28 protein-coding genes and 5 tRNA genes are annotated in these 26,743 nt (G+C 52.9%); 18 read left to right on the forward strand and 15 right to left on the reverse strand.

Translation table 11 applies throughout. From position 1 onward, the window contains the following. Positions 1–8: 8 nt before the first annotated feature. Positions 9–1,199, reverse strand: a complete 1,191-nt coding sequence (gene rlmI / locus AC790_RS04685) for a 23S rRNA (cytosine(1962)-C(5))-methyltransferase RlmI (protein WP_007887347.1) — start codon at positions 1,197–1,199, stop codon at positions 9–11. An 85-nt stretch (positions 1,200–1,284) separates the two neighbouring features. Here rlmI and yccX point away from each other — a divergent pair, with 85 nt between their 5' ends. Then, complete coding sequence (gene yccX / locus AC790_RS04690; protein ID WP_007887346.1) at positions 1,285–1,563, forward strand: acylphosphatase; 279 nt, start codon at positions 1,285–1,287, stop codon at positions 1,561–1,563. Here yccX and tusE read toward each other — a convergent pair whose 3' ends face one another. Further along, the gene (gene tusE / locus AC790_RS04695; protein ID WP_049851047.1) at positions 1,564–1,890 is read right to left on the reverse strand and encodes a sulfurtransferase TusE; all 327 of its coding nucleotides are present in this window, start codon (positions 1,888–1,890) and stop codon (positions 1,564–1,566) included. 100 nt (positions 1,891–1,990) lie between these two features. Further along, positions 1,991–2,644, reverse strand: coding sequence for an FtsH protease modulator YccA (yccA, locus tag AC790_RS04700; RefSeq protein ID WP_007887332.1), 654 nt, complete (start codon positions 2,642–2,644; stop codon positions 1,991–1,993). A 222-nt stretch (positions 2,645–2,866) separates the two neighbouring features. Here yccA and AC790_RS04705 point away from each other — a divergent pair. The 3 genes from AC790_RS04705 to agp all read left to right on the forward strand — a co-directional run bounded on the left by AC790_RS04705 (position 2,867) and on the right by agp (position 4,896). Next, positions 2,867–2,954: transfer RNA gene (locus AC790_RS04705), tRNA-Ser, on the forward strand. A 35-nt stretch (positions 2,955–2,989) separates the two neighbouring features. Then, positions 2,990–3,077 (forward strand) — tRNA-Ser (locus AC790_RS04710). 256 nt (positions 3,078–3,333) lie between these two features. Beyond that, complete coding sequence (gene agp, locus AC790_RS04715) at positions 3,334–4,896, forward strand: bifunctional glucose-1-phosphatase/inositol phosphatase (RefSeq protein WP_200902251.1); 1,563 nt, start codon at positions 3,334–3,336, stop codon at positions 4,894–4,896. A gap of 55 nt (positions 4,897–4,951) precedes the next feature. Here the strand turns inward: agp and AC790_RS04720 are convergent, their stop codons facing one another. From AC790_RS04720 to wrbA, 3 genes are read right to left on the reverse strand one after another with little or no spacing between them, the layout of a single operon-like run. Further along, on the reverse strand, positions 4,952–6,325 hold the full coding sequence (locus tag AC790_RS04720; RefSeq protein WP_049851049.1) for an NAD-dependent succinate-semialdehyde dehydrogenase: 1,374 nt from the start codon (positions 6,323–6,325) through the stop codon (positions 4,952–4,954). Between the two features lie 57 nt (positions 6,326–6,382). Further along, on the reverse strand, positions 6,383–6,613 hold the full coding sequence (locus AC790_RS04725) for a YccJ family protein (protein WP_007887329.1): 231 nt from the start codon (positions 6,611–6,613) through the stop codon (positions 6,383–6,385). Between the two features lie 21 nt (positions 6,614–6,634). Further along, on the reverse strand, positions 6,635–7,234 hold the full coding sequence (gene wrbA / locus AC790_RS04730) for an NAD(P)H:quinone oxidoreductase (protein WP_049851050.1): 600 nt from the start codon (positions 7,232–7,234) through the stop codon (positions 6,635–6,637). 297 nt (positions 7,235–7,531) lie between these two features. On the opposite strand from wrbA, the gene AC790_RS04735 reads away from it, so the two are divergent. Together AC790_RS04735 and AC790_RS04740 are read left to right on the forward strand one after the other, a co-directional pair. Next, positions 7,532–7,696 (forward strand): general stress protein, encoded by a 165-nt coding sequence (locus AC790_RS04735; RefSeq protein WP_007887327.1) that lies wholly within the window; start codon positions 7,532–7,534, stop codon positions 7,694–7,696. Between the two features lie 109 nt (positions 7,697–7,805). Further along, a complete protein-coding gene (locus tag AC790_RS04740; RefSeq protein WP_049851051.1) occupies positions 7,806–8,720 on the forward strand; it encodes a DMT family transporter in 915 nt (304 codons plus the stop codon). Here AC790_RS04740 and rutG read toward each other — a convergent pair. The 6 genes from rutG to rutA are packed head-to-tail and all read right to left on the reverse strand — an operon-like array spanning position 8,717 to position 13,667. Further along, the gene (gene rutG, locus AC790_RS04745; protein WP_049851052.1) at positions 8,717–10,042 is read right to left on the reverse strand and encodes a pyrimidine utilization transport protein G; all 1,326 of its coding nucleotides are present in this window, start codon (positions 10,040–10,042) and stop codon (positions 8,717–8,719) included. The two genes, AC790_RS04740 and rutG, sit on opposite strands and share 4 nt — an antisense overlap. Before the next feature lie 45 nt (positions 10,043–10,087). Continuing rightward, on the reverse strand, positions 10,088–10,609 hold the full coding sequence (rutF, locus tag AC790_RS04750) for an NADH-dependent FMN reductase RutF (protein WP_007887323.1): 522 nt from the start codon (positions 10,607–10,609) through the stop codon (positions 10,088–10,090). A 15-nt stretch (positions 10,610–10,624) separates the two neighbouring features. Next, complete coding sequence (gene rutD / locus AC790_RS04755; protein WP_049851053.1) at positions 10,625–11,428, reverse strand: pyrimidine utilization protein D; 804 nt, start codon at positions 11,426–11,428, stop codon at positions 10,625–10,627. Continuing rightward, on the reverse strand, positions 11,428–11,823 hold the full coding sequence (gene rutC, locus AC790_RS04760; RefSeq protein WP_007887321.1) for a pyrimidine utilization protein C: 396 nt from the start codon (positions 11,821–11,823) through the stop codon (positions 11,428–11,430). Before rutC ends, rutD begins: the two co-directional genes overlap by 1 nt. 42 nt (positions 11,824–11,865) lie before the next feature. Next, positions 11,866–12,576 carry a pyrimidine utilization protein B gene (gene rutB, locus AC790_RS04765; RefSeq protein ID WP_007887320.1) on the reverse strand — a complete coding sequence of 237 codons (711 nt, stop codon included), beginning with the start codon at positions 12,574–12,576 and terminating at the stop codon, positions 11,866–11,868. Next, complete coding sequence (gene rutA, locus AC790_RS04770; protein ID WP_049851054.1) at positions 12,576–13,667, reverse strand: pyrimidine utilization protein A; 1,092 nt, start codon at positions 13,665–13,667, stop codon at positions 12,576–12,578. Before rutA ends, rutB begins: the two co-directional genes overlap by 1 nt. A gap of 306 nt (positions 13,668–13,973) precedes the next feature. On the opposite strand from rutA, the gene rutR reads away from it, so the two are divergent. Next, positions 13,974–14,609 carry an HTH-type transcriptional regulator RutR gene (gene rutR / locus AC790_RS04775; protein ID WP_049851055.1) on the forward strand — a complete coding sequence of 212 codons (636 nt, stop codon included), beginning with the start codon at positions 13,974–13,976 and terminating at the stop codon, positions 14,607–14,609. A 23-nt stretch (positions 14,610–14,632) separates the two neighbouring features. Further along, positions 14,633–15,607 carry a metal-dependent hydrolase gene (locus AC790_RS04780; protein WP_049851056.1) on the forward strand — a complete coding sequence of 325 codons (975 nt, stop codon included), beginning with the start codon at positions 14,633–14,635 and terminating at the stop codon, positions 15,605–15,607. A gap of 43 nt (positions 15,608–15,650) precedes the next feature. Here the strand turns inward: AC790_RS04780 and cycA are convergent, their stop codons facing one another. Further along, positions 15,651–17,042 carry a D-serine/D-alanine/glycine transporter gene (gene cycA / locus AC790_RS04785; protein ID WP_007887316.1) on the reverse strand — a complete coding sequence of 464 codons (1,392 nt, stop codon included), beginning with the start codon at positions 17,040–17,042 and terminating at the stop codon, positions 15,651–15,653. Between the two features lie 408 nt (positions 17,043–17,450). Here cycA and AC790_RS04790 point away from each other — a divergent pair, with 408 nt between their 5' ends. After that, positions 17,451–18,149: an extensin family protein gene (locus tag AC790_RS04790; RefSeq protein WP_049851057.1), complete on the forward strand. Its 699-nt coding sequence runs from the start codon at positions 17,451–17,453 to the stop codon at positions 18,147–18,149. Here AC790_RS04790 and AC790_RS04795 read toward each other — a convergent pair whose 3' ends face one another. Beyond that, positions 18,150–18,824 (reverse strand): DUF4396 domain-containing protein, encoded by a 675-nt coding sequence (locus tag AC790_RS04795; RefSeq protein WP_007887312.1) that lies wholly within the window; start codon positions 18,822–18,824, stop codon positions 18,150–18,152. 567 nt (positions 18,825–19,391) lie between these two features. Between AC790_RS04795 and sdiA the strand changes: the two genes are divergently transcribed. Together sdiA and AC790_RS04805 are read left to right on the forward strand one after the other, a co-directional pair. Further along, a complete protein-coding gene (sdiA, locus tag AC790_RS04800; protein WP_007887307.1) occupies positions 19,392–20,114 on the forward strand; it encodes a transcriptional regulator SdiA in 723 nt (240 codons plus the stop codon). A 121-nt stretch (positions 20,115–20,235) separates the two neighbouring features. After that, positions 20,236–20,847 (forward strand): acyl-homoserine-lactone synthase, encoded by a 612-nt coding sequence (locus AC790_RS04805; protein WP_007887305.1) that lies wholly within the window; start codon positions 20,236–20,238, stop codon positions 20,845–20,847. 32 nt (positions 20,848–20,879) lie between these two features. Here the strand turns inward: AC790_RS04805 and AC790_RS04810 are convergent, their stop codons facing one another. Beyond that, positions 20,880–21,107, reverse strand: a complete 228-nt coding sequence (locus tag AC790_RS04810) for a DUF2594 family protein (protein ID WP_007887303.1) — start codon at positions 21,105–21,107, stop codon at positions 20,880–20,882. A gap of 430 nt (positions 21,108–21,537) precedes the next feature. Between AC790_RS04810 and uvrY the strand changes: the two genes are divergently transcribed. From uvrY to AC790_RS04845, 7 genes are all read left to right on the forward strand, one after another. Then, on the forward strand, positions 21,538–22,197 hold the full coding sequence (uvrY, locus tag AC790_RS04815) for a UvrY/SirA/GacA family response regulator transcription factor (protein WP_007887302.1): 660 nt from the start codon (positions 21,538–21,540) through the stop codon (positions 22,195–22,197). Beyond that, positions 22,190–24,022, forward strand: a complete 1,833-nt coding sequence (gene uvrC / locus AC790_RS04820) for an excinuclease ABC subunit UvrC (protein ID WP_049851058.1) — start codon at positions 22,190–22,192, stop codon at positions 24,020–24,022. The genes uvrY and uvrC overlap by 8 nt, the downstream gene beginning before the upstream one ends. Before the next feature lie 68 nt (positions 24,023–24,090). Next, entirely contained in the window at positions 24,091–24,639 is a 549-nt protein-coding gene (pgsA, locus tag AC790_RS04825; protein ID WP_007887300.1) for a CDP-diacylglycerol--glycerol-3-phosphate 3-phosphatidyltransferase, read from the forward strand. A 270-nt stretch (positions 24,640–24,909) separates the two neighbouring features. Beyond that, a tRNA-Gly gene (locus AC790_RS04830) sits at positions 24,910–24,985 on the forward strand. Positions 24,986–25,027: 42 nt separating this feature from the next. Next, positions 25,028–25,101, forward strand: a tRNA-Cys gene (locus AC790_RS04835). An 11-nt stretch (positions 25,102–25,112) separates the two neighbouring features. Next, positions 25,113–25,198, forward strand: a tRNA-Leu gene (locus AC790_RS04840). A 353-nt stretch (positions 25,199–25,551) separates the two neighbouring features. Next, the gene (locus AC790_RS04845; protein WP_072093391.1) at positions 25,552–26,724 is read left to right on the forward strand and encodes a type I restriction endonuclease; all 1,173 of its coding nucleotides are present in this window, start codon (positions 25,552–25,554) and stop codon (positions 26,722–26,724) included. Positions 26,725–26,743: the final 19 nt, after the last annotated feature.

Here is a 26,743-nt window from a genome sequence, read left to right on the forward strand (position 1 = left end):
TTTTCAAGTCACAGCACGCGGCAGGCAAAACCTTTCAGATAAAGCCCTTCAGGATAGCTGGCAATCACTGGATGGTCGGCTGCCTGACGGAACTGCTCTATAAATTGTACATCACGACCGGCATCAACGGCGGCGTCAGCGATGATTTTCTGGAACAAATCGGTTGGCATCAAGCCGGAACAAGAGAAGGTGAGCAAGACGCCGCCGGGATTCAACAGCTGGATCGCCAGCATGTTGATATCTTTATAACCGCGGCACGCACCCATCAGTTGGTTCTTATTCTCGACGAATTTCGGCGGGTCCATCACGATCACGTCGAACTTCTCACCGCTGTCGCGATAGCGGCGCAGCAGTTTAAATACATCGTCGCGTACAAACTGCGCGCGCGACACATCGAGGCCATTCAGCTCAACGTTTTGTTTTGCCACATCGAGCGCATCCTGCGAGGTGTCGACGCTGATCACTTCACGGCAGCCGCCCAGCAATGCTGAAACCGCAAAACCACCGGTATAAGAGAAGCAATTCAGTACGCGGGCATTCTCTGCGTAGCGACGTGTCGCCAGGCGGCTGTCACGCTGATCAAGGTAATAACCGGTTTTATGACCGCCCTGAATATCCACCAACAGCTTCATGCCGTGCTCAGTGATAGGCAGCAGCGGCGGCGGCAGTTCACCTGAAACCGGACCTTGCGCCAGTTCCAGTCCCTCTTTTTTACGCACCGCGACGTCTGAACGATCGTATATAGCGCAGTCAGGGAAGCACTGTTGTAAAGCCGAGACGATGGCTGGACGCTGATACTCTGCGCCCGCTGACAACAGTTGCAGCACGAGGAAGTCACCGAAGCGATCGATGGTGACGCCCGGCATGCCATCGGACTCACCAGCGATCAGACGATAGCTATCCAACCCATCGCGTTTTGCCAGCCAGTCGCGCCATAGCTGTGCTTGCTCAAAGCGGCGCACGAAGAAGGTGATGTCGATTGACTCATCCTGCTGCCAGCTCCAGACGCGTGCGCGAATTTGTGATTGCGGAGAGTACGCGGCACGAGCCAGCCATTTGCCATTGCTGTCGCAGACATCAATGGTCTCACCAGACTGGGCTTTACCTTCCATACGTGCAACGGCACCTGAGAACACCCACGGATGGCGGCGGAGCAGGGATTTTTCACGTCCCTTTGCGAGAATCAATCGAACGGTCATAGTTTGCTATGCTTACCTGAAAAAATGAGGCGCCATTTTCCGGCGGATGGCCGCAAATTGCAACGCACAGTGATGGGAGAACGTAATGGCAACCACTTGCTGCAAAATCTGGGTGCACGGCATGGTGCAGGGCGTGGGATTCCGTTATCACACGCAAACGCAGGCCAGAGCATTGAATATCAACGGCTATGCGCACAATTTAGCGGATGGCAGCGTTGAAGTGCTGGCGTCCGGTGATGCGCAACAGGTCGATGAATTAATCAGCTGGTTAAAAGCGGGTGGGCCGCGCAGCGCGCGCGTCGACAAAGTGCTGGTGGAACCGCATCAGCCGGCGGAGCTTCCCACCCGGTTTACCACTGGATGATTACAAACATTTAGCCGGTTTTGGCAAACCCGCAATTTTAGTCGCCTGTTTTGCTGGACCTTCAGGAAACAGGCGGAATAGGTAGCGGCTGTTGCCTTTCTCCTCGCCATATTTTTGCGCCATGGCTTTTACCAGCATGCGTACCGCCGGTGAGGTATTAAATTCCTGATAAAACGCCCGGACAAAGTGCACCACTTCCCAGTGAGCTTCACTCATTACGATCGCTTCCTGCTCCGCGATGGCGACAGCCAGCGGCTCGCTCCAGTCCGCGCTATTTTTTAAATAGCCTTCCGCATCGGTGGCAATCTCTTTACCGGCAAAAATCACAGTTCTTCCTCATCACGTTAATCGGCACATTGTAAATTCGCCCGGCCATAAAAAGCAAAAACCCTGCCGAAGCAGGGTTTGAAAGACTATTGCGAACAACTTAATCGCGATTAGCGAAGCCCAGCAGGCTGAGCAGGCTAACAAAGATGTTATACAGCGAAACATACAGGCTTACGGTGGCGCGAATGTAGTTAGTTTCGCCGCCGTGAATGATGTTGCTGGTTTCCCACAGGATGGCACCGGCAGAGAACAGGATAAACAGGGCGCTGATCGCCAGATGCAGCGCAGGCAGTTGCAGGAAGATGTTAGCAACAACCGCTACCAGCAACACCACGAAGCCCGCCATCATCATGCCGCTCAGGAATGACATATCGCGACGCGTGGTCAGCACATATGCCGAGCAACCAAAGAACACCAACGCGGTACCGCCCAGCGCCATGGCAATCACATCACCCATGCCTGCGGTCAGGAACGAGCTGAGGATTGGGCCAAGGCAATAACCGAGGAAACCGGTAAAGGCGAAGGCAGCCAGAATACCTGCCGGGCTGTTAGCCAGTTTATGCGTCAGGAACATCAAACCATAAAAGCCAACCAGCATCAGAATCAGGCCCGGCGAAGGCAAGGCAAACACGGTGCTGAGTGTGGCGGTGACCGCCGAGAAGGCTAGCGTAAAGCCAAGTAACAGATAAGTATTGCGCAGCACCTTGTGGGTGCTGACTAACGATTGCTGCGACGAGCTAAAAATTCTTTCCATCATGCGCTCCTTAAAGAGAGAAACACCAAATATGGCACGAGGATACGCAGCGTCTGAAAGACAGAAAAGGCGTTTTACCCATCTTTACGCGATAAATTGCTGTTTCGCTGAGCAGAATGGCGAATTTGACGCCGAAAAAATAAAATTTGGCTGTTTTTCAGCCGAACGATTCAATGCAGGCTTTACATCGTTCGGGGGGATGTTTATAGTGCGCCTCATTGCGGAGGGGTGGCCGAGTGGCTTAAGGCAACGGTCTTGAAAACCGTCGATGGGAAACCATCCGAGAGTTCGAATCTCTCCTCCTCCGCCATTCACTCTTGCAGAGTGACGCAACAAAAAATCCCCGGAGGGATGGCCGAGTGGCTTAAGGCAACGGTCTTGAAAACCGTCGATGGGAAACCATCCCAGAGTTCGAATCTCTGTTCCTCCGCCATATTAAAGAAGCCCGCAGCAATGCGGGCTTTTTGCTTTTCAGCATTCACAGATTCCGAAAAACATCGCGTTGCTTTTCAATCTGCTGCCGTTACCCGACGGCACGCGCGTTTACTGCTATATTCCATTCACGGTTTTTGCAAACATCTGGCGATTTTCCGATGCAAGCTGGGTTACACTGTGCGGTAATTCGCTCTTTGGCGTGCTAATCGCTTGAAAGCCAGAGTGTTTCACTGATGAATTATGGAATAGGCACAATGATCAAGAAACTGAGTCTTTGCGCGTTGTCAGTCATCGCTGCGCTCCCGATGGGCATGTCCGCGTACGCGGCGGATGGAGATATGCAACTACAGCAGGTGCTGATGTTAAGCCGGCATAACCTGCGTGCGCCGTTAGCCAATAACGGTAGCGTGCTGGAGCAATCCACCAAAAAAAGCTGGCCGCAGTGGGATGTCGCGGGTGGCGAGCTGACCACCAAAGGTGGCGTGCTGGAAGTCTACATGGGTAACTACACCCGTCAGTGGCTGGCACAACAGGGGCTGGTGCAAAACGGCACCTGCCCGGACAGCAGCAATATCTTCGTTTATGCCAACAGCCTGCAGCGCACCGTCGCTACCGCGCAGTACTTTATCACTGGCGCCTTCCCGGGCTGCGATATCGCGGTAACCCATCAGGATGCGATGGGTACCATGGATCCTATCTTTAATCCGGTTGTTACCGACGGCAGCGATGAGTTCAACAAAAAAGCGCTGGCTGCCATGACCGCTGCCAATGAAAAACTGGCGTTAAAGCCAGCCTTCCAGCATCTGGAAAAAATTGTTGATTACAAATCTGCTCCTGCCTGTAACGGCAAAAAACAGTGTGATCTGAGCAGCGGCGACAACACGTTCAGCGCAGATAACGGCAAAGAGCCGAACGTCAGCGGCCCGCTGAAGATTGGCAACTCGCTGGTGGATGCGTTCACGCTGCAATATTACGAAGGTTTCCCGGCCGATCAGGTGGCGTGGGGCCAGATCAAAACGCCTGAGCAGTGGAAAGAGTTGGCGTCGATCAAAAATGGTTATCAGGATGCGTTGTTCGCCTCGCCTGAAGTGGCGCGCGAAGTGGCCGCACCGCTGGTGGATTATATCCGTAGCCAGTTAGTCGATCAGGATAAAGCCAACGCGCCGAAAGTGACGTTGATGGTCGGTCATGACTCCAATATCGCCTCCTTGCTCAGTGCGTTGCAGGTGAAGCCTTATGAGCTGCCAGGCAATGATGAGAAAACGCCCATTGGCGGCCAGGTGGTATTTGAACGCTGGCACGATGTGAAGAACAACAAAGATCTGCTGAAAATTGAGTACGTTTATCAAACCGCCGATCAGCTGCGCGATGCCGATGTGCTGAGCCTGAAAAATCCGCCGAAACGCGTCACGCTGCAGCTGGCGGGTTGTGAAACAGATGCCAACGGCTACTGCAGCTGGGATCAGTTCACTGGCGCATTGAATGGCGCTCTGCAAGGTACGCCACTGCAGCCTGCAGCTGCACCGGCTCCGACAGAACAGCCAGCCCCAGCCGCTGCAGCACCTGCTGCCGATGATGCTAAGCAGAAAGCCGATCAGGCCGCTGCAGACAAAGCGGCTGCAGAAAAAGTCGCAGCGGATAAAGCCGCGGCGCAGAAAGCGTCTGATACGAAAGCCGCTGACGAGAAAGCCAAAGCGGAGAAAACCACTGCTCAGAAAGCAGCGGATGACAAAGCCAAGGCCGATGCGGCAGCCGCGCAGAAAGCGCAAGCGGATGCGACGCCAGCAGAACCGGCTAAACCGGCGACCAGCAATTAAGATTGACGCAAAAGAAAAACCCCGCCGCGGCGGGGTTTTTTGTATCTGGTAACCGTTAACCGGCGACCACCACCAGTTTTTGGTTGGCAAACTCTTTAATACCCAAATCCGACAGTTCACGTCCGTAACCGGATCGCTTCACGCCACCAAACGGCAGCTCTGCGGAGGTATCGCTCTGCGAATTGATGAATACCATGCCAGTTTCAATTTGCGATGCCATCTTACGACCACGTGCAATATCTTTGGTCCAGACTGAACCGCCAAGGCCATAGTTCGAGTCATTCGCCAGCGCGACGGCTGCACGATCGTCGGCCACCACATACACTTGCGCCACCGGACCAAAGAACTCTTGATAGTAAGCCGGGTTATCCGGCGTCAGACCGGTGAGCACCGTTGGCTGGTAATAGCAGCCGACGCCTTCAATCGCACGACCGCCAAACTCCAGGCGCGCGCCGTGCTTAACCGCATCATCAACCTGCTTCACTAAACGATCGCGTGCATCTTTAGAAGATAGCGGACCCAGCGTGGTTTTCTCATCCAGCGGATCGCCCGGCGTGGCCGATTGCAGTGCCGCGCTGAATTTCGCCATAAAGGTATCGGCGATTTTTTCATGCAGAATGAAGCGTTTGGCCGCAGTACAGACCTGGCCGCAGTTGCTGAGGCGGCCCTGAGCGCCCTGGCGAACCGCTTCATCAATATCGGCATCGTCCAGCACCACGAATACATCATTACCGCCCAATTCCAGCGTTGATTTCTTCAGATGTTTGCCAGCTTGCTCTGCTACCGCGCTGCCGGCACGTTCGGAACCGGTCAGCGCCACGCCCTGCACCCGTGAGTCGGCAATCAAATCCGCGACCTGATCGGTGGAGATAAACAGATTGGTCCACGCACCTTTTGGCGCGCCAGCTTCTGCCACTAATTTTTCAAACACATCTGCACAGTGCGGCACGATATTGGCATGTTTCGCCAGTACCGGATTGCCAAGCGCCAGGTTTGGCGCCAATACGCGCATCAGCTGGTAGTAGGGGAAGTTCCACGGTTCAACCGCGACGATCACGCCAATCGGATGATACTCAAGCCAGGCGTCGCCCACTTCGCTGGCATAAGGTTGCGGCTGCAAAAAGGTGGCAGCATGTTCAGCGTAATAGCGGGCAATCTGCGAACAAATTTTCACTTCACCACGGCTTTGCCCAATCAGCTTGCCCATCTCTTTACTGGCGATAGTTGCCAGCTCTTCGGCACGTTGGTCGATCAAATCGGCTAAACGATGCAACACCTGTAGACGTGGCTGAATATCGCCTTTGCTCCAGCTGGAGTGATAAAGCTCATCCGCGGTTTTCAGCGCCTGTTGCGCATAAGCGTCATCGTGTTCGTCCCACGCTTTGAGCAGTTGGTTGTTGGCCGGATTGATACTTTGATAAGTTGACATATATGGCTCCCTGAAAATCTAAAAGATAGCGAAGGCGGGACACGGCCCGCCTGCAATTCAAACGTTTTTGCGCTCAACGGTTTTGTCGTCCCAGGTCAGAACGTCCTGGTCGGTCTTTTTGAAAGCGCGAATCAGCACTTCATCACTGCCTTGCTGACTCCAAATCTGCTCTGCTAGACGTTCGTCGTAGTTGGCTACCTCAAAAATGGCTTCAGCAATTTCGCGCGATGTATGGCGCAGTGAAGCCCATTCGCCCACGTGATGCTCTTTCGACTGTTCTGTTGTCATAAAGGTCTCCTGTTGTGGATTTTATCCTTGCAGCTTTACCGCCAGTCCGGCGACGTATTGGCCCTGATAACGGGCTATATCCAGTTCTTCCGCCGAGGGTTGACGCGATCCATCTCCGCCAGCCAGCGTGGTTGCGCCATAAGGCGTGCCGCCGCGCACATGCGAGATGTCGAAAAGTTCTTTGGTTCCGTAGCCGATGGGAACAATCACCATGCCGTGGTGGGCGAGGGTGGTCCAGACAGAGGTGATGGTTTGTTCCTGGCCGCCGCCGGTACCGGTTGAAGCAAAGACGCTGGCGATTTTGCCGTACAGCGCGCCCGAGGCCCAAAGTCCGCCGGTGCGATCCCAGAAGTTACGCATCTGGCCGGCCATGTTGCCAAAACGGGTTGGGGTGCCGACGATGATGGCATCGTACTGCGGCAAATCCTCCGGTTTAGCCTCAGGCGCCGCCTGATTCACTTTGCCGCCAGCCTGGGCGAAACGCTCCGCATCCATGCTTTCCGGCACGCGCAAAATGGTGACTTCTGCGCCACTTACGCTCTTTGCACCTTCGGCCACGGCCTGCGCCATGGTTTCAATATGTCCGTACATCGAATAGTAGAGCACCAAAATCTTTGCCATAGTTTTCATCCTGCTGGAGGTGATGAGTAATCAGAAGTATAGAAGAGCCTGCGCAGGCTGCTGTACAGAGCTTGCGCAGGTGCTAATAATTGGCGGATAACTCGTTGTAACGCGGCGGTAAATTTGGTTTTTTGCAGCTAAATGAGTGAATTATCTGTTTCAAAATATGAACAGCAGGCGGGGTTATCGGTGGGTTGTCTATTCTTTAAGCAGGTGAGCAGAACATCCGCCACCCTGCTTTTCACAGTTGCAACGTGATGAGTCCTCAAACTGGACGCTCAATCTCTGGAGGAAATGATGGCACAACATCGTGGAGGTTCCGGCAATTTCGCAGAAGACCGTGAAAGAGCTGCAGAAGCGGGCCGCAAAGGCGGTAAAAACAGCGGCGGTAATTTCAGAAACGACCCACAGCGCGCTTCTGAAGCCGGTGAAAAAGGGGGACGCAGCCGCGCTAAAAAATAGTGCTCCTGCCCATTCATCCCCGGCCGCCGGGTTCGCCCGGCGGTAACAAGCATTGCAATTTCCCTTATCTCTGCGCAAACTGACCGCCAATTGACTATTTTGGTGCGTTATGTCCGCTTCATCTTCCCGTCTCAGCCTGCGAATTTCACGTCAGGAGCTGGTACTCATTTTCATTACCATGGTCTGGGGTGGCACCTTTTTGGTGGTGCATCGGGCGATGGCCCATTCCGGCCCGTTTTTCTTCGTTGGGCTGCGTTTTGCCACGGCTTCACTACTGCTGGCATTTTTCTTCCGTCGTTATCTTAAACAGGTAACCTGGCTGGAAATCAAAGCTGGCGCGCTGATTGGTTTGTCGATCGCTGGCGGCTACGGCTTGCAAACCTGGGGTATGCAGACCATTTCCAGCAGTCAGTCGGCGTTTCTCACCGCGCTGTATGTGCCGGTGGTGCCGTTATTGCAATGGGTGTTCCTGCGGCGTCCGCCGGGATTAATGGCATGGCTGGGTATTCTGCTGGCATTTACCGGCTTAGTGCTGGTGGCGGGTCCACAGGATGGCAGTTTGACGCTGAATGCCGGCGAAATCGCCACCTTACTCAGTACGCTGGCGATTGCGGCGGAGATCATCCTGATTAGCCGCTATGCCGGGCAAGTCGATGTGCGCCGTGTGACGCTGATTCAGCTGATGGTCGCATCCGCCTGTGCCTTTGTCTTGATGATCCCGAATGGCGAATCGGTTCCTGCCATGTCCACGCCACTGCTGCTCAGCGCGCTGGGTTTAGGTGCGGCCAGTGCATTAATCCAGGTGACGATGAACTGGGCGCAACGTAGCGTATCGCCAACGCGTGCCACGGTAATCTATGCCGGTGAACCGGTTTGGGCGGGTGTAGTAGGGCGTATCGCGGGGGAACGTTTGCCTGCCGCTGCGCTGTTGGGCGCGGCACTGATTGTGTGCGGGGTCATCGTTAGCGAGCTGCGTATTCGCCGTAAGAAAGCGGTGCCCGATGAGGCACCGCTCGAACCTTAAGGATGTTGCCGTGCCGCCTGGTTCACCCGTGCGGCACCGCGTCGTTGCAGAATGGCGTTGAGGATGATGGCACCAAAGGTCGCGGTGCCAATACCGCCAATTGTGAAGCTACCAATCTTCAGCGCAAAATCACCGGCACCGAGCACCAGCGTGGTCGCCACCATGATCAGATTACCGTTCTGATTGAAGTCCACATGGTTCTGCACCCAAATACGTGCCCCTGCCACCGCAATCAATCCAAACACCACAATCGATGCACCGCCAATCACCGGGCCGGGAATGGTGTGGATCAGCGCGCCAAATTTTGGTGAGAAGCCGAGCACCAGTGCAATGACCGCCGCCGCGACGAATGCTAAGGTCGAATAGACTTTCGTCACCGCCATCACGCCGATATTTTCTGCATAGGTGGTTACACCGCTGCCGCCCATCGAGCCGGATAGCATGGTTGCTAATCCATCGCCGACGAATGCGCGGCCCATCCACGGATCGAGGTTGCGTCCGGTCATACCCGCCACCGCTTTAATGTGACCGAGGTTTTCCGCCACCAGAATGATCGCCACCGGTGCAATCATCACGATGGCCTGCATATCAAAGATCGGCGCGGTGGTGTGCGGCAGACCAAACCACGGCGCATTGGCAAGACCGCTGAAATCCACCGGCTTGCCAAAGCCCATCACGTTGGTCAGCAAGGCGTAGATTGCCCATGCCACTATCAGCCCGACCAGGATCAGCAGGCGCTGAATCATCCCGCGGGTAAACACCGCCACCAGGCCGATGCACAACACCGTCATCACCGCCATCCAGCTGTCGAACATCGAGCCGGAGACGCCGTGCACGGCTATCGGGGCCAGGTTCAGACCAATCGCCATCACCACCGCACCCGTCACCACTGGCGGCATCAGGCGCTCGATCCAGCCGGTGCCGACTTTCATCACCACCAGACCAATCAGCGTATAGAGCGCACCGCAGGCGATCACGCCGCCGAGCGCCAGCGCCAGATTAGGATTAAGTCCCTGGCCGTTAAAACCAGTTACCGCAATTATCACACCCACAAACGCCGCGCTGGAGCCGAGATAGCTGGGCACGCGTCCGCCGGTGACGACAAAAAACAGCAGCGTACCGATGCCGGAAACCAGAATCGCCAGATTGGGGTCCAGTCCCATCAGCAACGGCATCAATACCGTTGCGCCAAACATTGCCACAGCATGCTGCAGGCCAAGGACGACCGTCTGCGCAAACGGCAGCGTTTCATCCGGCGCAATCAGCCCATCATCGGTCAAGGCTGACTTTTTCTGCCAGCGGGGGAACCAGGAACTCGCCATCGTCATCTCCAGGGTGTCAGTGAAAGCGGGCCGCACAGCGCGGCGTTAGCGGGCATCCTGCCGTAAAAGGTGATGATATCCACGGTCAAACCATGCCAGGCCGTGCGTTTCATCATTGCGCACCAGCGCCAGCACTTCGCAAAACAGGATGTCGTGTGTCCCGACGCTGACCACCTGCGACACTTTGCAATCAAACGACACCAGCGCGCCGTCTAACAGGGGTGCACCGCTGGCAAGCGTCTGCCAACCGGCGGCGGCGAAGCGTTGATCCATCGGCGTTTTGCCACCAAACAGCGTCGAAAGTTCTTCATGCCCGGCGGCCAGCGTGTTGACGCACAGATAGCCGTTATCGCGAAAAATCGGCCATACCGACGCTGAGCGGTTAAGGCAGACCAGCAACGTCGGCGGCGTATCCGTCACGCTGCACACCGCTGAAGCGGTAAAACCGGCGCGTCCGGCGGGGCCATCGGTGGTGATGATATTCACTGCTGCGCCTAGGCACGCCATGGCGTTACGAAACGCATCGCGCTCCACAAGGGGTAAAACAGGCAGTTCGTGCACGCTCATCAGCGGCTCCTGTGATTAGCTGGCCGCACGTTGGGCAGGCGCAGCCGTATCGGCCAGCCAGCGCAACAGCAGCGCGTTAAAGTTGTCGGCATCCGTCACGCTCATGGCGTGTCCACCCCAGGGCATCTCAATCAGGCTACCGTTAGGCAATGCCTGCGCCAGCTGTGGCGAGCAGCTCCACGGCACCAGCAGGTCGTCCTGACTGCAAATCGCTAATACCGGCTGCGTGATACGCGCTATCTGCGTACGGAAGTCGGCGCTTTTAAGCGCGTGCAGACGACGCAGCAGATTTTCCATACCCTGAAAATGGGCCACATGATGCGCATCTTCCGCCGTAATGCGCGCCTGATTACGCGCCAGCCATTCGGCAGGATAGAGGAACAGCGGCTGAGCGCGTACAAAGGCTTCAACGCCAACGTTCATCAGCAGATCCTGACGCACCTGGAAGCAGCGTTGCGTATGCGCATCCAGCGACAGCCAGCCGTTGATCACGACCACGCGGCCAACGCGTGCGGGGAAATCCAGCGCCAACTGCAGGCCAATCAAACCGCCCAGCGCATGACCGATAACGTCGTAATGTTCAATGCCCTGTTGTTCCAGCGCATCGGCCAGTTCCGCCGCCATCATCGCCATGCTGTAGCCTTCCGGCAGCGTATCGGCACTGCGACCGGTACCGCGCTGATCGTAAGTCACCACGCGAAAGTATGGCGTCAGCGCCGCCAGCTGCGGCTGCCAGAAACCGGCAACGCCGCCTAAACCAGAAGCCAGCACCAGCGTCGGCGCATCTGCGGCGGTTAACCCCTGAATCTCCAGATGCATCACGCCTCCTGCTTGCCGATATGGGCAACGGTGGCGATTTCAATCAGCGCATCCGGTTTCACCAGTCCACACTGAATGCAGAAGCGCGCCGGTTTATCGCCGGGGAAATATTCGGCATAAATCTGGTTAATCGCCGCGTAGTTGCTCCAGTCGGTGAGAAAGATCGAGTTGAACGTGACGTCATCCATGGTGCCGCCTGCGGTTTCAATCACCTTTTTGATGGTGTCCAGCACGTGGCGTGTTTGCGCTGCCGCATCACCGACATGCACTACATTGTTGTTAGCATCGAAGGGCAAGGTGCCGGAGACGTACACCACGCCATCGGCTAAGGTGCCGGGCACGAATGGGGCGATGGGTGTTCCAGTGCCGGGCGGAATAATCACACTTTTAGGCATGGCGAAATCCTCTTCTTATCGGTTTGCAGGTGAGGCGGTACGTTAGCTTTTTAGCGCTTCACAGAACGTGTCGGTATTGCTGACCCAGCCAAAGAACGTCTCGATATTAAAAATGGCCGCCTGCTGGGCAAACGCAGGTCCTGCCTGATAAGTAGCGTCTTCCAAAACCACGCCAAAATACTCAAGGAAGAAGCCGTCACGCAGCGTTGATTCGACGCAGACATTGGTGGCAATACCGGTAAACACCAGATGGCGAATACCTCGGCTGCGCAGCATGCTGTCGAGCGGGGTGTTGAAAAAGCCGCTGTAGCGCGGTTTCGGCAGCACAATATCGCCAGCCTGCGGCACCAGTTCATCCACCAGGGCATAATCCCAGCCGCCTTTCGACAGCAGCGTGCCCTGCAGTTCCGGGCGCTTGCGCATGGTTTTCAGCGCATTGGATTTGTGGAAATTGGGTGAACCGGCATCCCCTGCTTCAACGTATTGATCGTCCCAGCCATTCTGGAACCAGATAATCTGCATACCTGCTGCTCGCGCAGCGGTCACCGCCTGATGAATTTTGGCAATTACCGGTTTAGTGGCAGAGACATCAAAGCCCGCCAGGTCGAGATATCCGCCTTCGGTGGCGTAAGCATTCTGCATATCCACCACAATCAGCGCACTTTGCGCGGCGGGCAGCGCGATAGCTTCCGGACGCGCGGGCAAGGTGATGTTCGGTAAACTTTCGCTATGGGCGCAAACAACGGTACTCATCAGGCAACCTCCTGCTGTGATGCAATTAAATCGTGACGGCACTGCATTAATGGCTGAATACGCTCACCGAAATCTTCAATGCCTTGCAGGAAGTCATCAAAGGTCAGCAAGACGCCTTGGGTGCCGTCGACTAATGCAACTTCATCCAACATTCGTGCCACATTGGCGTAAGAGCCAACCAGCGTGCCCATATTGATGTTGACCGCTGAGGTCGGATCGGCCATCTGGCGCACGTTGGTGTCGCTGCCGGACTTGGTGTCCTGCTGACTTTGCGTGGTGAGCCAGGCGAGCGCCTCTTCATCGGCACCGGCTTTGTAGTGCTCCCATTTGGCGCGTGCGGCTTCGTCGCTTTCGGCGGCGATAATCATAAACAGCACATAGGAACCGACATCACGACCGGCTTTATCGGCGGCCTGTTTCATGCGCGCGGCGGTCGGGGCGAAGGCGGTTGGCGTGTTGACGCCTTTGCCGAAGCAGAAGTTGTAATCGGCGTGCTGCGCCGAGAACGCCATGCCGGCATCGCTCTGACCGGCGCAAATCACCTTCATCGGTTTTTGTGGCTGAGGGCTGACGCGGCAATCGTTCATGGTGAAGAATTCGCCTTTGAAATCGCTCTGGCCGGTGCCCCACAAATCGCGCAGCACGGTGACGTATTCGGTCAGATATTGGTAGCGGCTGGAGAAGTAGGCATCGCCTGGCCACAGGCCCATTTGTTCATACTCGGGTTTCTGCCAGCCGGTAACCAAGTTGACGCCAAAGCGGCCATTGGAGATGGAATCAATGGTGGATGCCATGCGCGCGACAATCGCGGGCGGTAAGGTCAGCGTGGCGGCGGTAGCGTAGATCTCAATGCGTGAGGTCACTGCCGCGAGGCCCGCCATCAAGGTGAAGGATTCGAGGTTGTGATCCCAAAACTCGGTTTTACCGCCGAAGCCGCGCAGCTTGATCATCGAAAGCGCAAAGTCGAAATGATAATGCTCCGCTTTCAGCACGATCTCTTTATTAAGTTCAAAGGTGGGCTTGTACTGCGGCGCATGGGTGGAGATCAGCCAGCCGTTATTACCAATCGGGATAAAGACGCCAATTTTCATGTGAAACCTCTCTGCATTAGACGGGGATTGCTTCACGCGCTGCGCTGCTTCCTGCACGCATCCTGCGGGCGGCGCTCCATCACAAATCTGCAAAGCCTGTGCCACATTTTTAAAGGGCTTATATAACAATGCGTTAAAATTTACGTGGCGTGTAAACTGGAGTAATCGGTCCAAATCAGACCGTTTGGTCAAAAAGGCTGCACGTTTTTCATGCGCGGCGTGGTCAAAAAAGGTGCAGGCGGCGAATTAGGCAGGAAAGGAGGCCTTTGTTATGATGCGGTTAAGCAGGACGGATGAGGTAACAGTGTGAAAAGCGATGAAAAAAAACCGGGACGCCGTTCGCGTGCGGTCGCCGCTAAGCGGGCAGCTATTCTTGAAGCGGCTTTAGCCTTCTTCTCGCAATACGGCATTCACGGCACCAGCCTGGATAAAGTGGCCGAACGTGCCGATGTCTCCAAAACCAATCTGCTCTATTACTTTCCGTCAAAAGAAGTGCTGTATGTGGCGGTTCTGAAAGAGATTCTTGATGTGTGGCTGGCGCCGCTGCGTGCGCTGCAGCACGATCACGATCCGCTGACGGCCATTCGCCAATACATTCGTCTGAAACTGGAGGTCTCGCGCGACCATCCGCAAGCCTCGCGCTTATTCTGCCTCGAGATGTTGCAGGGCGCGCCGCTGTTAAAAGGCGAACTGGCCGGTGATTTAAAGGCGCTGGTGGATGAAAAGGCGGCGATTATCGAACGGTGGATCGCCGAAGGTCGCCTGGCGGGCGTGCAGCCACAGCACCTGTTTTTCCTGCTGTGGGCCACCACCCAGCACTATGCGGATTTCGCCTCGCAGGTTGAAGCGATTACCGGCCAAACGTTGAACGATGCGGCGTTCTTTGAACAGACGCTGGAAAACGTGCAGCGCATGATTATTGAAGGGATCCGCGTGCGTTGATCCCGCTTTTTCAAGGAGAGTGCATGGATTCATTATCGCAACTGACGTTAGGCGCGGCGGTAACCGTCGCCGTGATGGGCAAACGCGTGCCGGTGTGGCAGGCGGCGCTGGTGGGCGCGGTCGCGGGCACCTTGCCGGACCTCGATGTGTTCATCGATCACGGCGATGCCATCCGCAATATGACGCTGCATCGCACCGAAAGTCATGCGCTGATATTTCTCACCTTGATTGCGCCGCTGCTCGGCTGGCTGGTGGCGGGCGCGATGCGCAGTCGAACTCACTGGCGCGGCTGGACGCTGGCAATCTGGCTGGCGCTGGTGACGCATCCGCTGCTGGACCTCACCACGGTGTATGGCACGCAGCTGGGTCTGCCGCTCACCGATTTCCCTTATGCCATTGGCAGCATGTACATCATCGATCCGCTGTATACCTTGCCCCTGCTGATTGCACTGCTGGTCGCCTTATGGCGGCGCGATGCCCGAGGCTTACGCTGGAATCAGGCGGGGCTATTGATGAGTACGCTGTATCTCGCCTGGAGCATGGTGATTCAAAGCATGGCGACGCAGCATATTGAGCAACAGTTGACGCAGCAATCGGTGCAACCTGAGCAGCTGTTGGTGACGCCGACCGCGTTTAATACGCTGGTATGGCGGACGGTGATCATCACGCCAGATCGCTATGGCGAAGCCTATTGGTCGCTGCTGTCGCCACAGCGTCCGCTGCAGATTAGCTGGCACGATCGCAAACCTGAGTTGTTTGCCCCGTTTAAAGGCCAATGGCATGCCGAACGCGTGGCGTGGTTTAGCCATGGTTTCTACGCGATGCAGCAGCAGGGCGATGATACGTTGATTAGCGACTTGCGCATGGGCGAAGAGCCGAATTACACCTTCACCTTTAATCTGGGATCGCCGCAGTCGCCTGAGGTGGCGCCACAACGTGAACCTTCGCTGCGTCCCGCGTTAGGTGAAGCGTGGCGAAAATTGCTGGAGAGGTTATAACGAGAAAGGCCCGGTGAAATCACCGGGCCTTTGGCTGTGCAAATCAGGCCTTACGACGACGCAACAACCATCCCATTGTCAGAATCACAAACCATAATGGTGTGATCATCAGCGCCTGGCGGGTATCTTCCTGTAGCGTCAGCAGTACCAGCACAAAGGCGAAAAACGCCATGCACACCCAGCACATAAACTTGCCCAGCGGCATCTTAAATTTCGATTCCGCATGACGCTGTGGATGCTGCTTACGGTAAGCCAGATAGCTGCACAGGATGATCGTCCAGACGAACATAAACAGAATCGCCGACACGGTGGTGACCATGGTAAATACGGTCATCACATCCGGAATCAGGTAAATCAGCGCCACGCCAGCCAGCAGGCACAGGCAGGAGAAGAACAGTCCGGTCGTCGGCACCGCACGCGCCGAGAGGCGACCAAAGGATTTATGCGCCACGCCCTGTTCTGCCAGGCCATACAGCATGCGGCTGGTAGAGAAGATACCGCTATTGGCAGACGAGGCCGCCGACGTCAGCACCACAAAGTTAACAATGCTGGCGGCAGCAGGCAGGCCAATCAGCACAAACATTTCTACGAACGGGCTGCGATTCGGCAGCACCTGATTCCACGGCGTCACCGCCATGATCACCATCAGCGCCAGCACGTAAAACATAATGATACGCAGCGGAATGGCATTAATCGCACGCGGTAAAACTTTGTGCGGATCTTTAGTTTCTGCCGCGGCGGTGCCGACCAGCTCAATGCCGACAAAGGCGAACACGGCAATCTGGAAGCCGGCAAAGAAGCCACTCAACCCTTTCGGGAACATGCCACCGTGATCCCAGATATTACTCAATGCTGCGCTGCCGCCGTTCGGAGACGGATAATGCATGCTCACCAGCACAATACCGGTGATGATTAGGGCGACAATGGCGACGATTTTGATAATCGCAAACCAGAATTCCATCTCGCCGAACAACTTCACCGTGGCAATATTCAGCGCCAGGAAGACGAAGACGCACAGCAGGGCGCTCATCCAGATGGAGAAGTCCGGGAACCACAGTTGGAAATAGGCGCTAATGGCAACCACGTCGGCAATACCGGTCACCACCCAACAAAACCAATAGGTCCAGCCGGTAAAATATCCCGCCCACGGGCCAAGGAGATCGGCAGCAAAATCGCTAAAGGATTTGTATTCGAGATTCGACAGCAGCAGCTCGCCCATGGCGCGCATCACGAAGAACAGCATAAAGCCAATGATCATATACACGAAGATGATCGATGGGCCGGCAAGGCTAATGGTTTTTCCCGAACCCATAAACAGTCCGGTGCCGATGGCGCCACCAATGGCAATGAGCTGGATGTGACGATTATGCAGATTACGCTGGAGTTTATCCGGCTGTTCGGCCTCGTTGAGCGCCTCTTTAGATTGATCAACCATAAATTTTTCTTTCCTGTCGGGGATGTTGTGTCAGCTCTAATGGCTGATTTGCCCGTCATACTTCAAGCCGCAGATGCGTTGGCTGCGCATGTTCACCCCAGTCACTTACTTAAGTAAGCTCCTGAGGATTTACATACTTGCCGCCTTCCTGCAGCTCGAATTATTTAGGGCATTGTTAGGTGCCCTTTATAGGGCAAGGGGCATAAGATAGTGGAAAGGCAGGCAGTTTCGATAATGGTTTTTCCCCCTTTGTGACCTTTTACGCGCTTTGCTCTGTCAGTAATTATTTACAGTGTTTAAAGCGCAGTCATTTTGCGTAAATCTTCAGCAATTAAGCCATTTACGTCACTCTCCCCGCGCGCGACCTCTACACTTGTTAGTTCATTTCATCAGGAAAAGTGAGGCATTGTGCGCGCTTTGTTAGCCGTCGCGTTGCTGGCCGTTTGCGGCTGGTTAAGCCTGCCGTGGTTGAAAACCCATCTGCCACCGCAGTGGAATCCGTTTACACCACTTAAAGTGACCGACCCGCCGGGTTGGATGACGCGTTATAAGCTGAAGAAGTTGAGTGGCGATCCTGCGGCCTGCATGGCGGTAATGCGTCAGGCAAGTGAACAGCGGCTGGTGCAGTTCCGTGCGTTGCCGCCGATGCAAGGCGGTTGCCCGCTTGAGCAGCCGCTGCGCATCAGTGGCTACGGCGACGTCACGCTCAGCAGCAGTTTTCTCGCCAGCTGTCCAATGGCAGTCACCAGCACCATGTTCGTGATCAATAGCGATAGCGCATTGCGTCAGGCGGGTATTAATAGCCCGCTTAAGCGGATTTCTCACGTTGGCAGCTATGCTTGCCGCAATATTTATCATCGTCAGGAAGGTCGCTTGAGCGAGCATGCCAGCGCCGATGCCTGGGATGTCACTGGGTTTCAACTCGCGAATGGGCGCTGGTTACAGGTGGGGAAGAACTGGCAGCAGCCGGAAGAGGCAGCGGCAGGACTGCATGCGCTGTGGCGTAATGGTTGCGCCACTTTTGGCAACGCGCTGGGGCCCGACTACAACGCGGCGCACGCCACTCATTTTCATCTTGGCATGCGCGGCTCGGGTTACTGTCGATAACTACACGGCGGGATTAAGTCCACGTTTTATCAGGAAATGATTAGCTGGCCACGAGAAAACAAAGCCAATCAATATTGCTAATTGCAGCATAAACCAGAATGCTGCCAGCAGCGGGTCAATCTGCTGGTTTAGCACAAATTTTAGGGCCAGCGCCATAAAGATAAAGATCCCTAATTGGTAAATGAGTAAGGGAAAAATTTCGGTTTTCAGCGCGAGTAATAATGCGCGGACGAATGAAAGTTTTTCACGTTGACGAATAGCCAGAAATTGAAAGAGTAATCCGATAAACAATGAAACGATCACGCAAATAATTGCCTGCATCCATAGCGTCGGATTAATAGCAAATTGTTTTAGTAAGGTGATTATCGGGATTGTGATGATATCGCCGAATATACAGGCCGCAGCGGATAATGAAGTGGAAATAAATATGGTTTGCCAGCCGGCATTGCCCGCTATTTTTTGCGAAACCAGCAGCGCAAGTTTTTGCTGGCGCGAAGGTTTACGGCCCAGGTACCACCAGGCGATCCAGCCAATAAATGGCATATACAACCCGGTTACAGGCCAAATAATATTCATCACCCGCACAGGATGTGGATGGCGAAAAAGATCTTTTAAAATCATCAGGGCAGTGCAGCCACCCAAGACAAGGAAAGGTAATGCAAACTGGTTCAACATAGTCAGTTCCGCTAAAACGCCAACCTACGTGCGACAATGCGCCTGATGAGTGCTGCGCCACTGTCTCCCCTTGCAAACTCGCCGTGCATGATTCTGCTCTCACCGATTAAGCGTAGCCGGAAAAGAGCCTGAGAGAGATCATACCGCAGCGTATTACATTATCTTAACCGCATAAATAAGTGGGATTAAGATTAAGTCGAAACTAATTCACCCCCTATAATCCTTTCATGACAAAAGAATCTGCTCTGACCTTGACTAATTTTAGTTAATGTCGATGCTAAAAATTTATCAATCTAATGATCATTTTCGATGAATAGGGTGATTGAAAGTACTTCAGAAAAATCCTATTCTAATATGCTGAGGAATTAACGTTGTGAACCTGTTAAAAAAATAGCGCGAACTCACACTCTCCCATTAGGTTAACGCATTGACATTAAGAGAGTTATGCTTGCTGCTAGTAGATTTGCTCTCTTTTCAATCAATATTTTTTGTCTGACTAATTTATTTTTTTGCGTTAGCAACAATGAATTTCAGGATGTAAAAGCGTGAAACAGCGCTAAGGCAATAATGACGACCGATAATTATTTCGTCTGGCGAGGCGAAATGGAAAATGAATTTCTGGCGCTCAAAGAAGTGATGCAATTGAAATCGCTATTGCAAAAGCAGATTGAAGCGTTGGGTTTTGATTACTTCGCTTTTCTGGTTCAGCATCCGGTGCCTTTTACCCGGCCGCGGCTCTTTTTGTTTAGTAGTTATCCAGAAAGCTGGGTAAAACGCTACGAAAGTGAGAACTATTATGCAGTCGATCCGGTGCTATTACTTTGCCAGCGACCAGGCCGCGGCGTGGAGTGGACGCGCGATTTATTTACCGGTGCGGGTAATTTATGGGCGGAAGCCAACGCGGCAGGATTAATGAGTGGCTTTTCCTGCTCAGCAATGGCGCCAAATCGTACCATTGGTATATTATCTATTGCATCGAAGCTTCACAGTAAGACCCAACACTTACGCATCCAGCTAGAGGTGAAACTGCATCTTCTGGCGGAACTGAGTTTGCGCGTGCTGGAGCGTCTGAACGATAGTTCTATGGTGGTTTTATCTAATGATTTTAGTCAGCGTGAGTTGGAAATTCTGAAATGGACGGCAGAAGGGAAAACCTCTGCGGAAATTTCACTTATTTTAGCCATATCTGAACATACGGTGAATTTTCACCAAAAGAATATGCAAAAGCGTTTTAATGTTTCCAATAAAACGCAGATTGCTTGTTACGCCGCAGCGGTTGGCCTGATATAGCGAAAAGGCAACTACTAATTTTAGTAGTTCCTTCTGCCTTGTCAGTTGTCTACCCTGCGCGCAACGTTGCCAGGCTGGCTCAAAGAAATCATTGCATACATGAGGATGTCAGAGGCGCATGATGAAAGTAATTCAAACACAGCTTAAGGATATGCCGTCCTCACTGTTGGCAGAACTGGGAACGTATCGTTACAGCGTATTTGCGCGTGGCGAAGGGTGGTCAATTCCACCACGATTGAGTACCCCGGGGCAGGAGTATGACCGATTTGATCGCTCGGATGTCACATGGCTGATTGCCTGGAATGCGCGACAGGGTATTTGCGGTTGCGCGCGTTTATTACCCTGGCATGAACCTGAAGTGCCTGAAGGCTTTGTTCTGCCTTTTGATCAGGAAAAGGTCTGGGAGATGTCGCGCTTTTCGGCGCGCCTCGAAGTCGATGCGGAGCTGCCGCTGAGTATTTTGTGGCACTCGGTGCAGTTAGCCGAATTGAACGGCATGGAGTATTTGATCAGCTCGGCCACGCCGATGCTGGAGAAGATGTTTGAGCAGCATCAGGTGGTGTACGAGCCGCTGTCGCCAGGTCTGATCCAATCTGAAGATAATCTGTTCGCCATTCGCATCCCGGTTAATCAGCCGGCGCTGGCGGAGAAGTATCGTGGTACGCGCCGCTTTAGTCCGGAAGAGGTATTGCCGTCGCTGGGCGTATCGGTGAACTGGCAATCACACAGCTAACTACCCCGCGCATCGCGCGCGGGGCATAGCGCTTATTGACGGTAAGCGGTTTTGATCTGACGAATAGTATTGTTAAATACTTCCGCCTGCGGCTTATCGCCTAACGAAGCTTGCACATAACGCTCCATGTTGATGATCACCTTACCGGCATCGGCTTGACCCATCCCTTTCAGAATCAGCGTCACCATCATTTTCAGACAGGCTACTTCGTCTGCCAGCGCCTGCGTGTCTCGTGAAGTTGCAAAATCTTCATCACTCATCATTGACTCCTTGGTGGTGTTACTCAGTGTTGACACATTCTTCCTGTGCGTAAAAAAGAGAGTATATCATATGGTTGTCAGCCGAATTTTAATCAAGCCGAAGCGGTGAACAGAGATTGCTTTTTAATTGTTCATTGCGCTATTTATCTGCAAACAGAAAAAACGTTTACGTGTTATTTATGCGGCAAATCGGCTAAACGAATGAAAATGAGCTATAAATTATAACTTAATGATATTAGTCACAATTTCACATTTGGCTTTTCGCATGTTATTGCCATTTGTTAAAAAAACAGGATCAAAGCAATCTAATTGATTTGTATCATTTCATTTGAGATTTATCTGTGGCGATAGATGTTTTTTCCACCTGAAAACCGGTAAGATAACGTCTCTGTAATATATTTCCCTTTCTTAACCTGCGGAGTACGTCCCGTTGATCAGCCTGCTTCTTGTTGATGACCATGAACTGGTACGCGCCGGTATTCGCCGTATTCTTGAAGATATGAAAGGACTTGTGATTGCCGGTGAAGTGGCCTGCGGTGAAGACGCGGTAAAATGGTGTCGTAACCATCCCGTCGACGTGGTGCTGATGGATATGAACATGCCGGGTATCGGTGGTCTGGAAGCGACGCGTAAAATCGTCCGTTTTAATCCCGATATCCGTATCATCATGCTCACCATCCATACTGAAAATCCACTGCCTGCCAAAGTGATGCAGGCGGGAGCCGCCGGTTATCTCAGCAAAGGCGCCGCGCCGCAGGAAGTGGTAAGCGCCATCCGCTCGGTACACTCAGGTCAGCGCTACATTGCTTCGGATATCGCCCAGCAAATGGCGCTAAGCCAGATCGAGCCGCAAAAAGCCGAATCACCGTTCAGCTGTTTGTCGGAAAGGGAATTGCAGATTATGCTGATGATAACGCGCGGGCAGAAAGTGACGGAAATATCCGAACAACTTAGTCTCAGCCCGAAAACCGTTAACAGCTACCGTTATCGCATGTTCAGTAAGCTGAATATCAGTGGCGACGTAGAGTTAACGCATTTAGCCATTCGACATGGTCTATTCAATGCGGAGCCGTTAATCAGTAGTGAGTGACGTTTTCAATTCCAAAGCCTTTCTCAGCACCGTGACCAGTCAACCCGGCGTCTACCGCATGTACGATGCGACCGGCACGGTGATCTATGTTGGTAAAGCCAAAGACCTCAAAAAGCGCCTGACCAGCTACTTCCGTACGCAGGTGGGCAGTCGCAAAACTGAAGTGCTGGTAAGCAACATCCACAACATTGACGTCACTGTGACGCACACCGAAACAGAAGCGCTGCTGCTGGAGCATAACTATATCAAGCTCTACCAGCCGCGCTATAACGTGCTGCTGCGCGATGACAAATCGTATCCCTATATTTTTCTTAGCGGCGATAGTCACCCGCGTCTGGCGATGCATCGCGGGGCGAAGCATGCCAAAGGCGAGTACTTTGGGCCGTTCCCCAATGGCTACGCGGTGCGTGAAACGCTGGCGTTGCTGCAGAAGGTGTTTCCAATACGGCAGTGCGAGAATAGCGTTTACCGCAACCGTTCGCGTCCATGTTTGCAGTATCAGATTGGCCGCTGCCTTGGCCCGTGCGTCGCGGGTTTGGTGAGTGAAGAAGAGTATGCGCAGCAAACCGAATACGTGCGGCTGTTTCTCGCCGGCAAAGATGATCAGGTGATCAATCAGCTGGTTAACCGCATGGAAAATGCCAGTCAGGAACTGCGATTTGAAGAGGCGGGAATTTTACGCGATCAAATCCAGGCCGTGCGACGCGTCACCGAGCGACAGTTTGTCTCCAATCAGGGCGACGACCTCGATGTCATGGGTGTGGCGTTTGATGCCGGAATGGCCTGTTTGCACGTGCTGTTTATTCGTCAGGGCAAAGTGCTGGGGAGCCGAAGCTATTTCCCTAAAGTGCCAGCCGATACCGAACTGACCGAAGTGGTGCAAACTTTTGTTGGGCAATTTTATCTGCAGGGGAGTGAAGCGCGCACCTTGCCGGCGGAAATCTTGCTGGACTTTACTCTGCCAGAACGTGAGCTACTGGCCGAATCGCTCAGCGTCCTGGCGGGACGCAAGGTGAACATTCAAAGTAAGCCGCGTGGTGACCGTGCGCGCTATCTGAAACTGGCGCGCACTAACGCGGCAACCGCGCTGACCACCAAGCTTTCGCAGCACTCGACTATCCAGCAGCGTCTGGCGGCGCTGGCGACGTTCCTTGAGCTCGACACCATCAACCGCATGGAGTGCTTCGATATTAGCCATACCATGGGCGAGCAGACGATTGCGTCGTGCGTGGTGTTTAATCGGGATGGTCCGCTGCGTTCCGATTATCGTCGCTACAACATAGAAGGCATCACGCCTGGCGATGATTATGCTGCGATGAATCAGGTGCTGCGTCGTCGTTACGGTAAAGCGCTGGAAGAGGATAAAATCCCCGACGTGATCATCATCGACGGCGGTAAAGGTCAGTTGGCCCAGGCGAAACAGGTTTTTGCTGAGTTAAATGTTCCCTGGGATAAAGATCGCCCAATTTTACTCGGTGTTGCTAAAGGCAGCGATCGTAAAGCCGGGCTGGAAACGCTGTTCTTTGAAGCGGAAGGTGAGGGCGTTTCCTTGCCGCCTGACTCGCCTGCGCTGCATGTCATTCAGCATATTCGTGACGACTCTCACAATCATGCGATTTCAGGTCATCGGAAAAAACGCGCCAAAGTGAAGAACACCAGTGCGCTGGAAAGTATCGAAGGCGTAGGACCAAAACGCCGCCAGCAGTTGCTTAAGTACATGGGCGGCCTGCAACCGTTGATGAATGCCAGCGTGGATGAAATCGCCAAAGTGCCGGGGATTTCCACCGCCCTGGCGGAAAAAATATACTACTCACTGAAACACTAACGTTGAAACAGGGTGGGCAATGTAGGAACATACGTGAAATCCTACTCACACCAGACAGTTACTGGCATATGCAATTTAACATTCCGACGTGTCTTACCCTGTTTCGAGTCGTACTTATTCCCTTCTTTGTCCTGGCGTTCTATTTGCCATTTCAATGGGCTCCCTTTGCCACTGCACTGATCTTTGTGATCGCTGCGGTAACTGACTGGTTTGATGGTTTTTTGGCGCGTCGCTGGAAGCAAACGACGCGTTTTGGCGCGTTCCTCGATCCGGTTGCGGATAAAGTGCTGGTGGCCATTGCGCTGGTGCTGGTCGCTGAGCATTTTCATGCCTGGTGGATTACGCTGCCCGCAGCAACCATGATTGCGCGTGAAATCATTATCTCTGCTTTGCGTGAGTGGATGGCGGAGATTGGCAAGCGCAGCAGCGTGGCGGTGTCGTGGATCGGTAAAGTGAAAACCACCGCGCAGATGTTCTCGCTGTTTGCGTTGTTGTGGCGTCCAGAAGCTACGGTGGTGGGCGTTGGGGTGATTGCGCTGTACATCGCGGCAGTGCTGACTTTCTGGTCAATGTTCCAGTATTTGAGCGCGGCGCGCGGCGATTTGCTCGATAGCTGATCGATGCGATTTAAAAAGCAGCAAACGGACGCAGTGTGTGGATAATTCTATTGACTCACTGCGTCAGATAAGTAGAATGCATCGCATCGAACGGCAGCGAGTCTGCAAGAAGCTGAATAAAATCAGCAAGTTTGATAAAGAAATACCAAAACCGAGTAGTTGAGTTGGTAGTAACGCGGCAACTAAACAAATCCCTGAAAGCTTACACAAGTAAGTGGCTTGGATGAGTGAAAGAAGCTAGGCAGTGACAAACTCAAGTGCGATGGTAATGCGGGAATAGCTCAGTTGGTAGAGCACGACCTTGCCAAGGTCGGGGTCGCGAGTTCGAGTCTCGTTTCCCGCTCCAAATTTAGTGATTCGTATTCAACGGATTACATACCAGATTAAAGGCGCGTTGGCAGAGTGGCCATGCAACGGATTGCAAATCCGTCTACCTCGGTTCGACTCCGGGACGCGCCTCCAATTTACACCCTGCCCGGGTGGTGAAATCGGTAGACACAAGGGATTTAAAATCCCTCGGCTTATGGCTGTGCGGGTTCAAGTCCCGCCCCGGGCACCATATTCGCAGTTGATAAAACGAATAAAATAAAGCAATAAGCAGCAATGTCGTGACCGCCTAAGGGCGGTTTTTTTGTTTTTGTCGTTTACCCGCTAATCTTCCCTTCTGTTTTCATCATCTAGCCATCCGAACCTATTTTCTCTTTGCCTAAATCACTTGCGTCTGGCTCAGACGCAACCTTGTCAGCATAAATGCGAACTCGGTCACAGGTAACTGTTCTCAGATAATTTTCGTTACTTATGAAAATTTGAAAATTGATATCCATAAGATTGAAAGCACTGTTTCTTGGGTGTAATGTTTCAACTTGTAATTTTTTATTTAATCTTATTCGATGAGACTACCAAGGAGTTAGGGTGGAAAACTTTACTGAAAAATTAGCTTCACACGCAAATCATGTAGCAACAATGGGGCAGTTCTGCACTACTGAAGAAACAACCAAGCAAGCGTTGATAATGCCTCTCTTAGATATTTTAGGTTTTACTCCGTATGATCCAACCAAAGTTAAAGCGGAATACTATGCTGACTTTGTAGGTGTTAAGGCCAATGAAAGAGTGGACTACGCCCTTTTTTGTCAGGGTGTTCCGGTGATGTTTATTGAAGCGAAGGGATTCAACGAACAGATTGAAAATCATTGCCCTCAACTCTCACGCTATTTTAACTCGACGCCAGAAGTCACCGTTTCAGCCATAACAAACGGCAAAGAGTGGCGGTTTTTTACCGATCTTAAGCAGAAAAATATAATGGATCACAAACCTTTTCTGACTATAAAGATTGACTCATTATCTGATTCTGACATACAGCAACTTTTTAGATTCCGCTATGACAAATTCAAACCCGAAGCGTTAAGAACTCTGGCCGAAGAGAGCGTTTATTTAAGCGCTTTCACTAAAACGATAAGAGCGAGCTTAAGGGATGTCGATAGTGAGTTCGTCAGGTATGTTGCCTCAAGGTCAAATATTGAGCGCCAGTTAAATCAACGGTTTTTGGATTCGATAACGCCCTTAGTCAAGCAAGCTGTTGAAAAGTCCGTTAGTGACATGGTTGTATCGGGACTTTCAACTTCCAAGAAGGACATTCCAATCGATGATATTGAAGACGAGACTTCAAAGGAGTTGCCGAAGCAGCTTGAAAATATCATTGACCCAGACAATCCCAACATCGTTACCACTGCTGTTGAACTCGATATGTTCGAGAAAGTAAAAAGCATTGTTGGGATTGAGGCTGATATTAGATACAAAGATACAGAGTCTTATTTCGGTATCTTATTTGAAGGAAAGACGACAAGGTGGATAGTACGCTTCTATGATAAAAAGAGTTCGTATGTGAACTTCCCAATAGAGCTTAATGACCTTCAAAAAAATGAAATAAAAAGGGCCCGATTAGAATTTGATGGAAAAAGACTGACTATTAACGATCCCAGCGATATTTTACGTATATCCGGTGTAATTATGGATTGCTATGAATTCGTGAAAGATGACGATAACTTCAAAAGAGCAAAATCAGAAAGCGAATTGATTCAGGAATAATTGAAGCGCTAACTCGTCA

The sequence above is a fragment of the Pantoea sp. RIT-PI-b genome (genome assembly GCF_001187905.1).
GTDB classification, from domain to species: domain Bacteria; phylum Pseudomonadota; class Gammaproteobacteria; order Enterobacterales; family Enterobacteriaceae; genus Pantoea; species Pantoea nemavictus.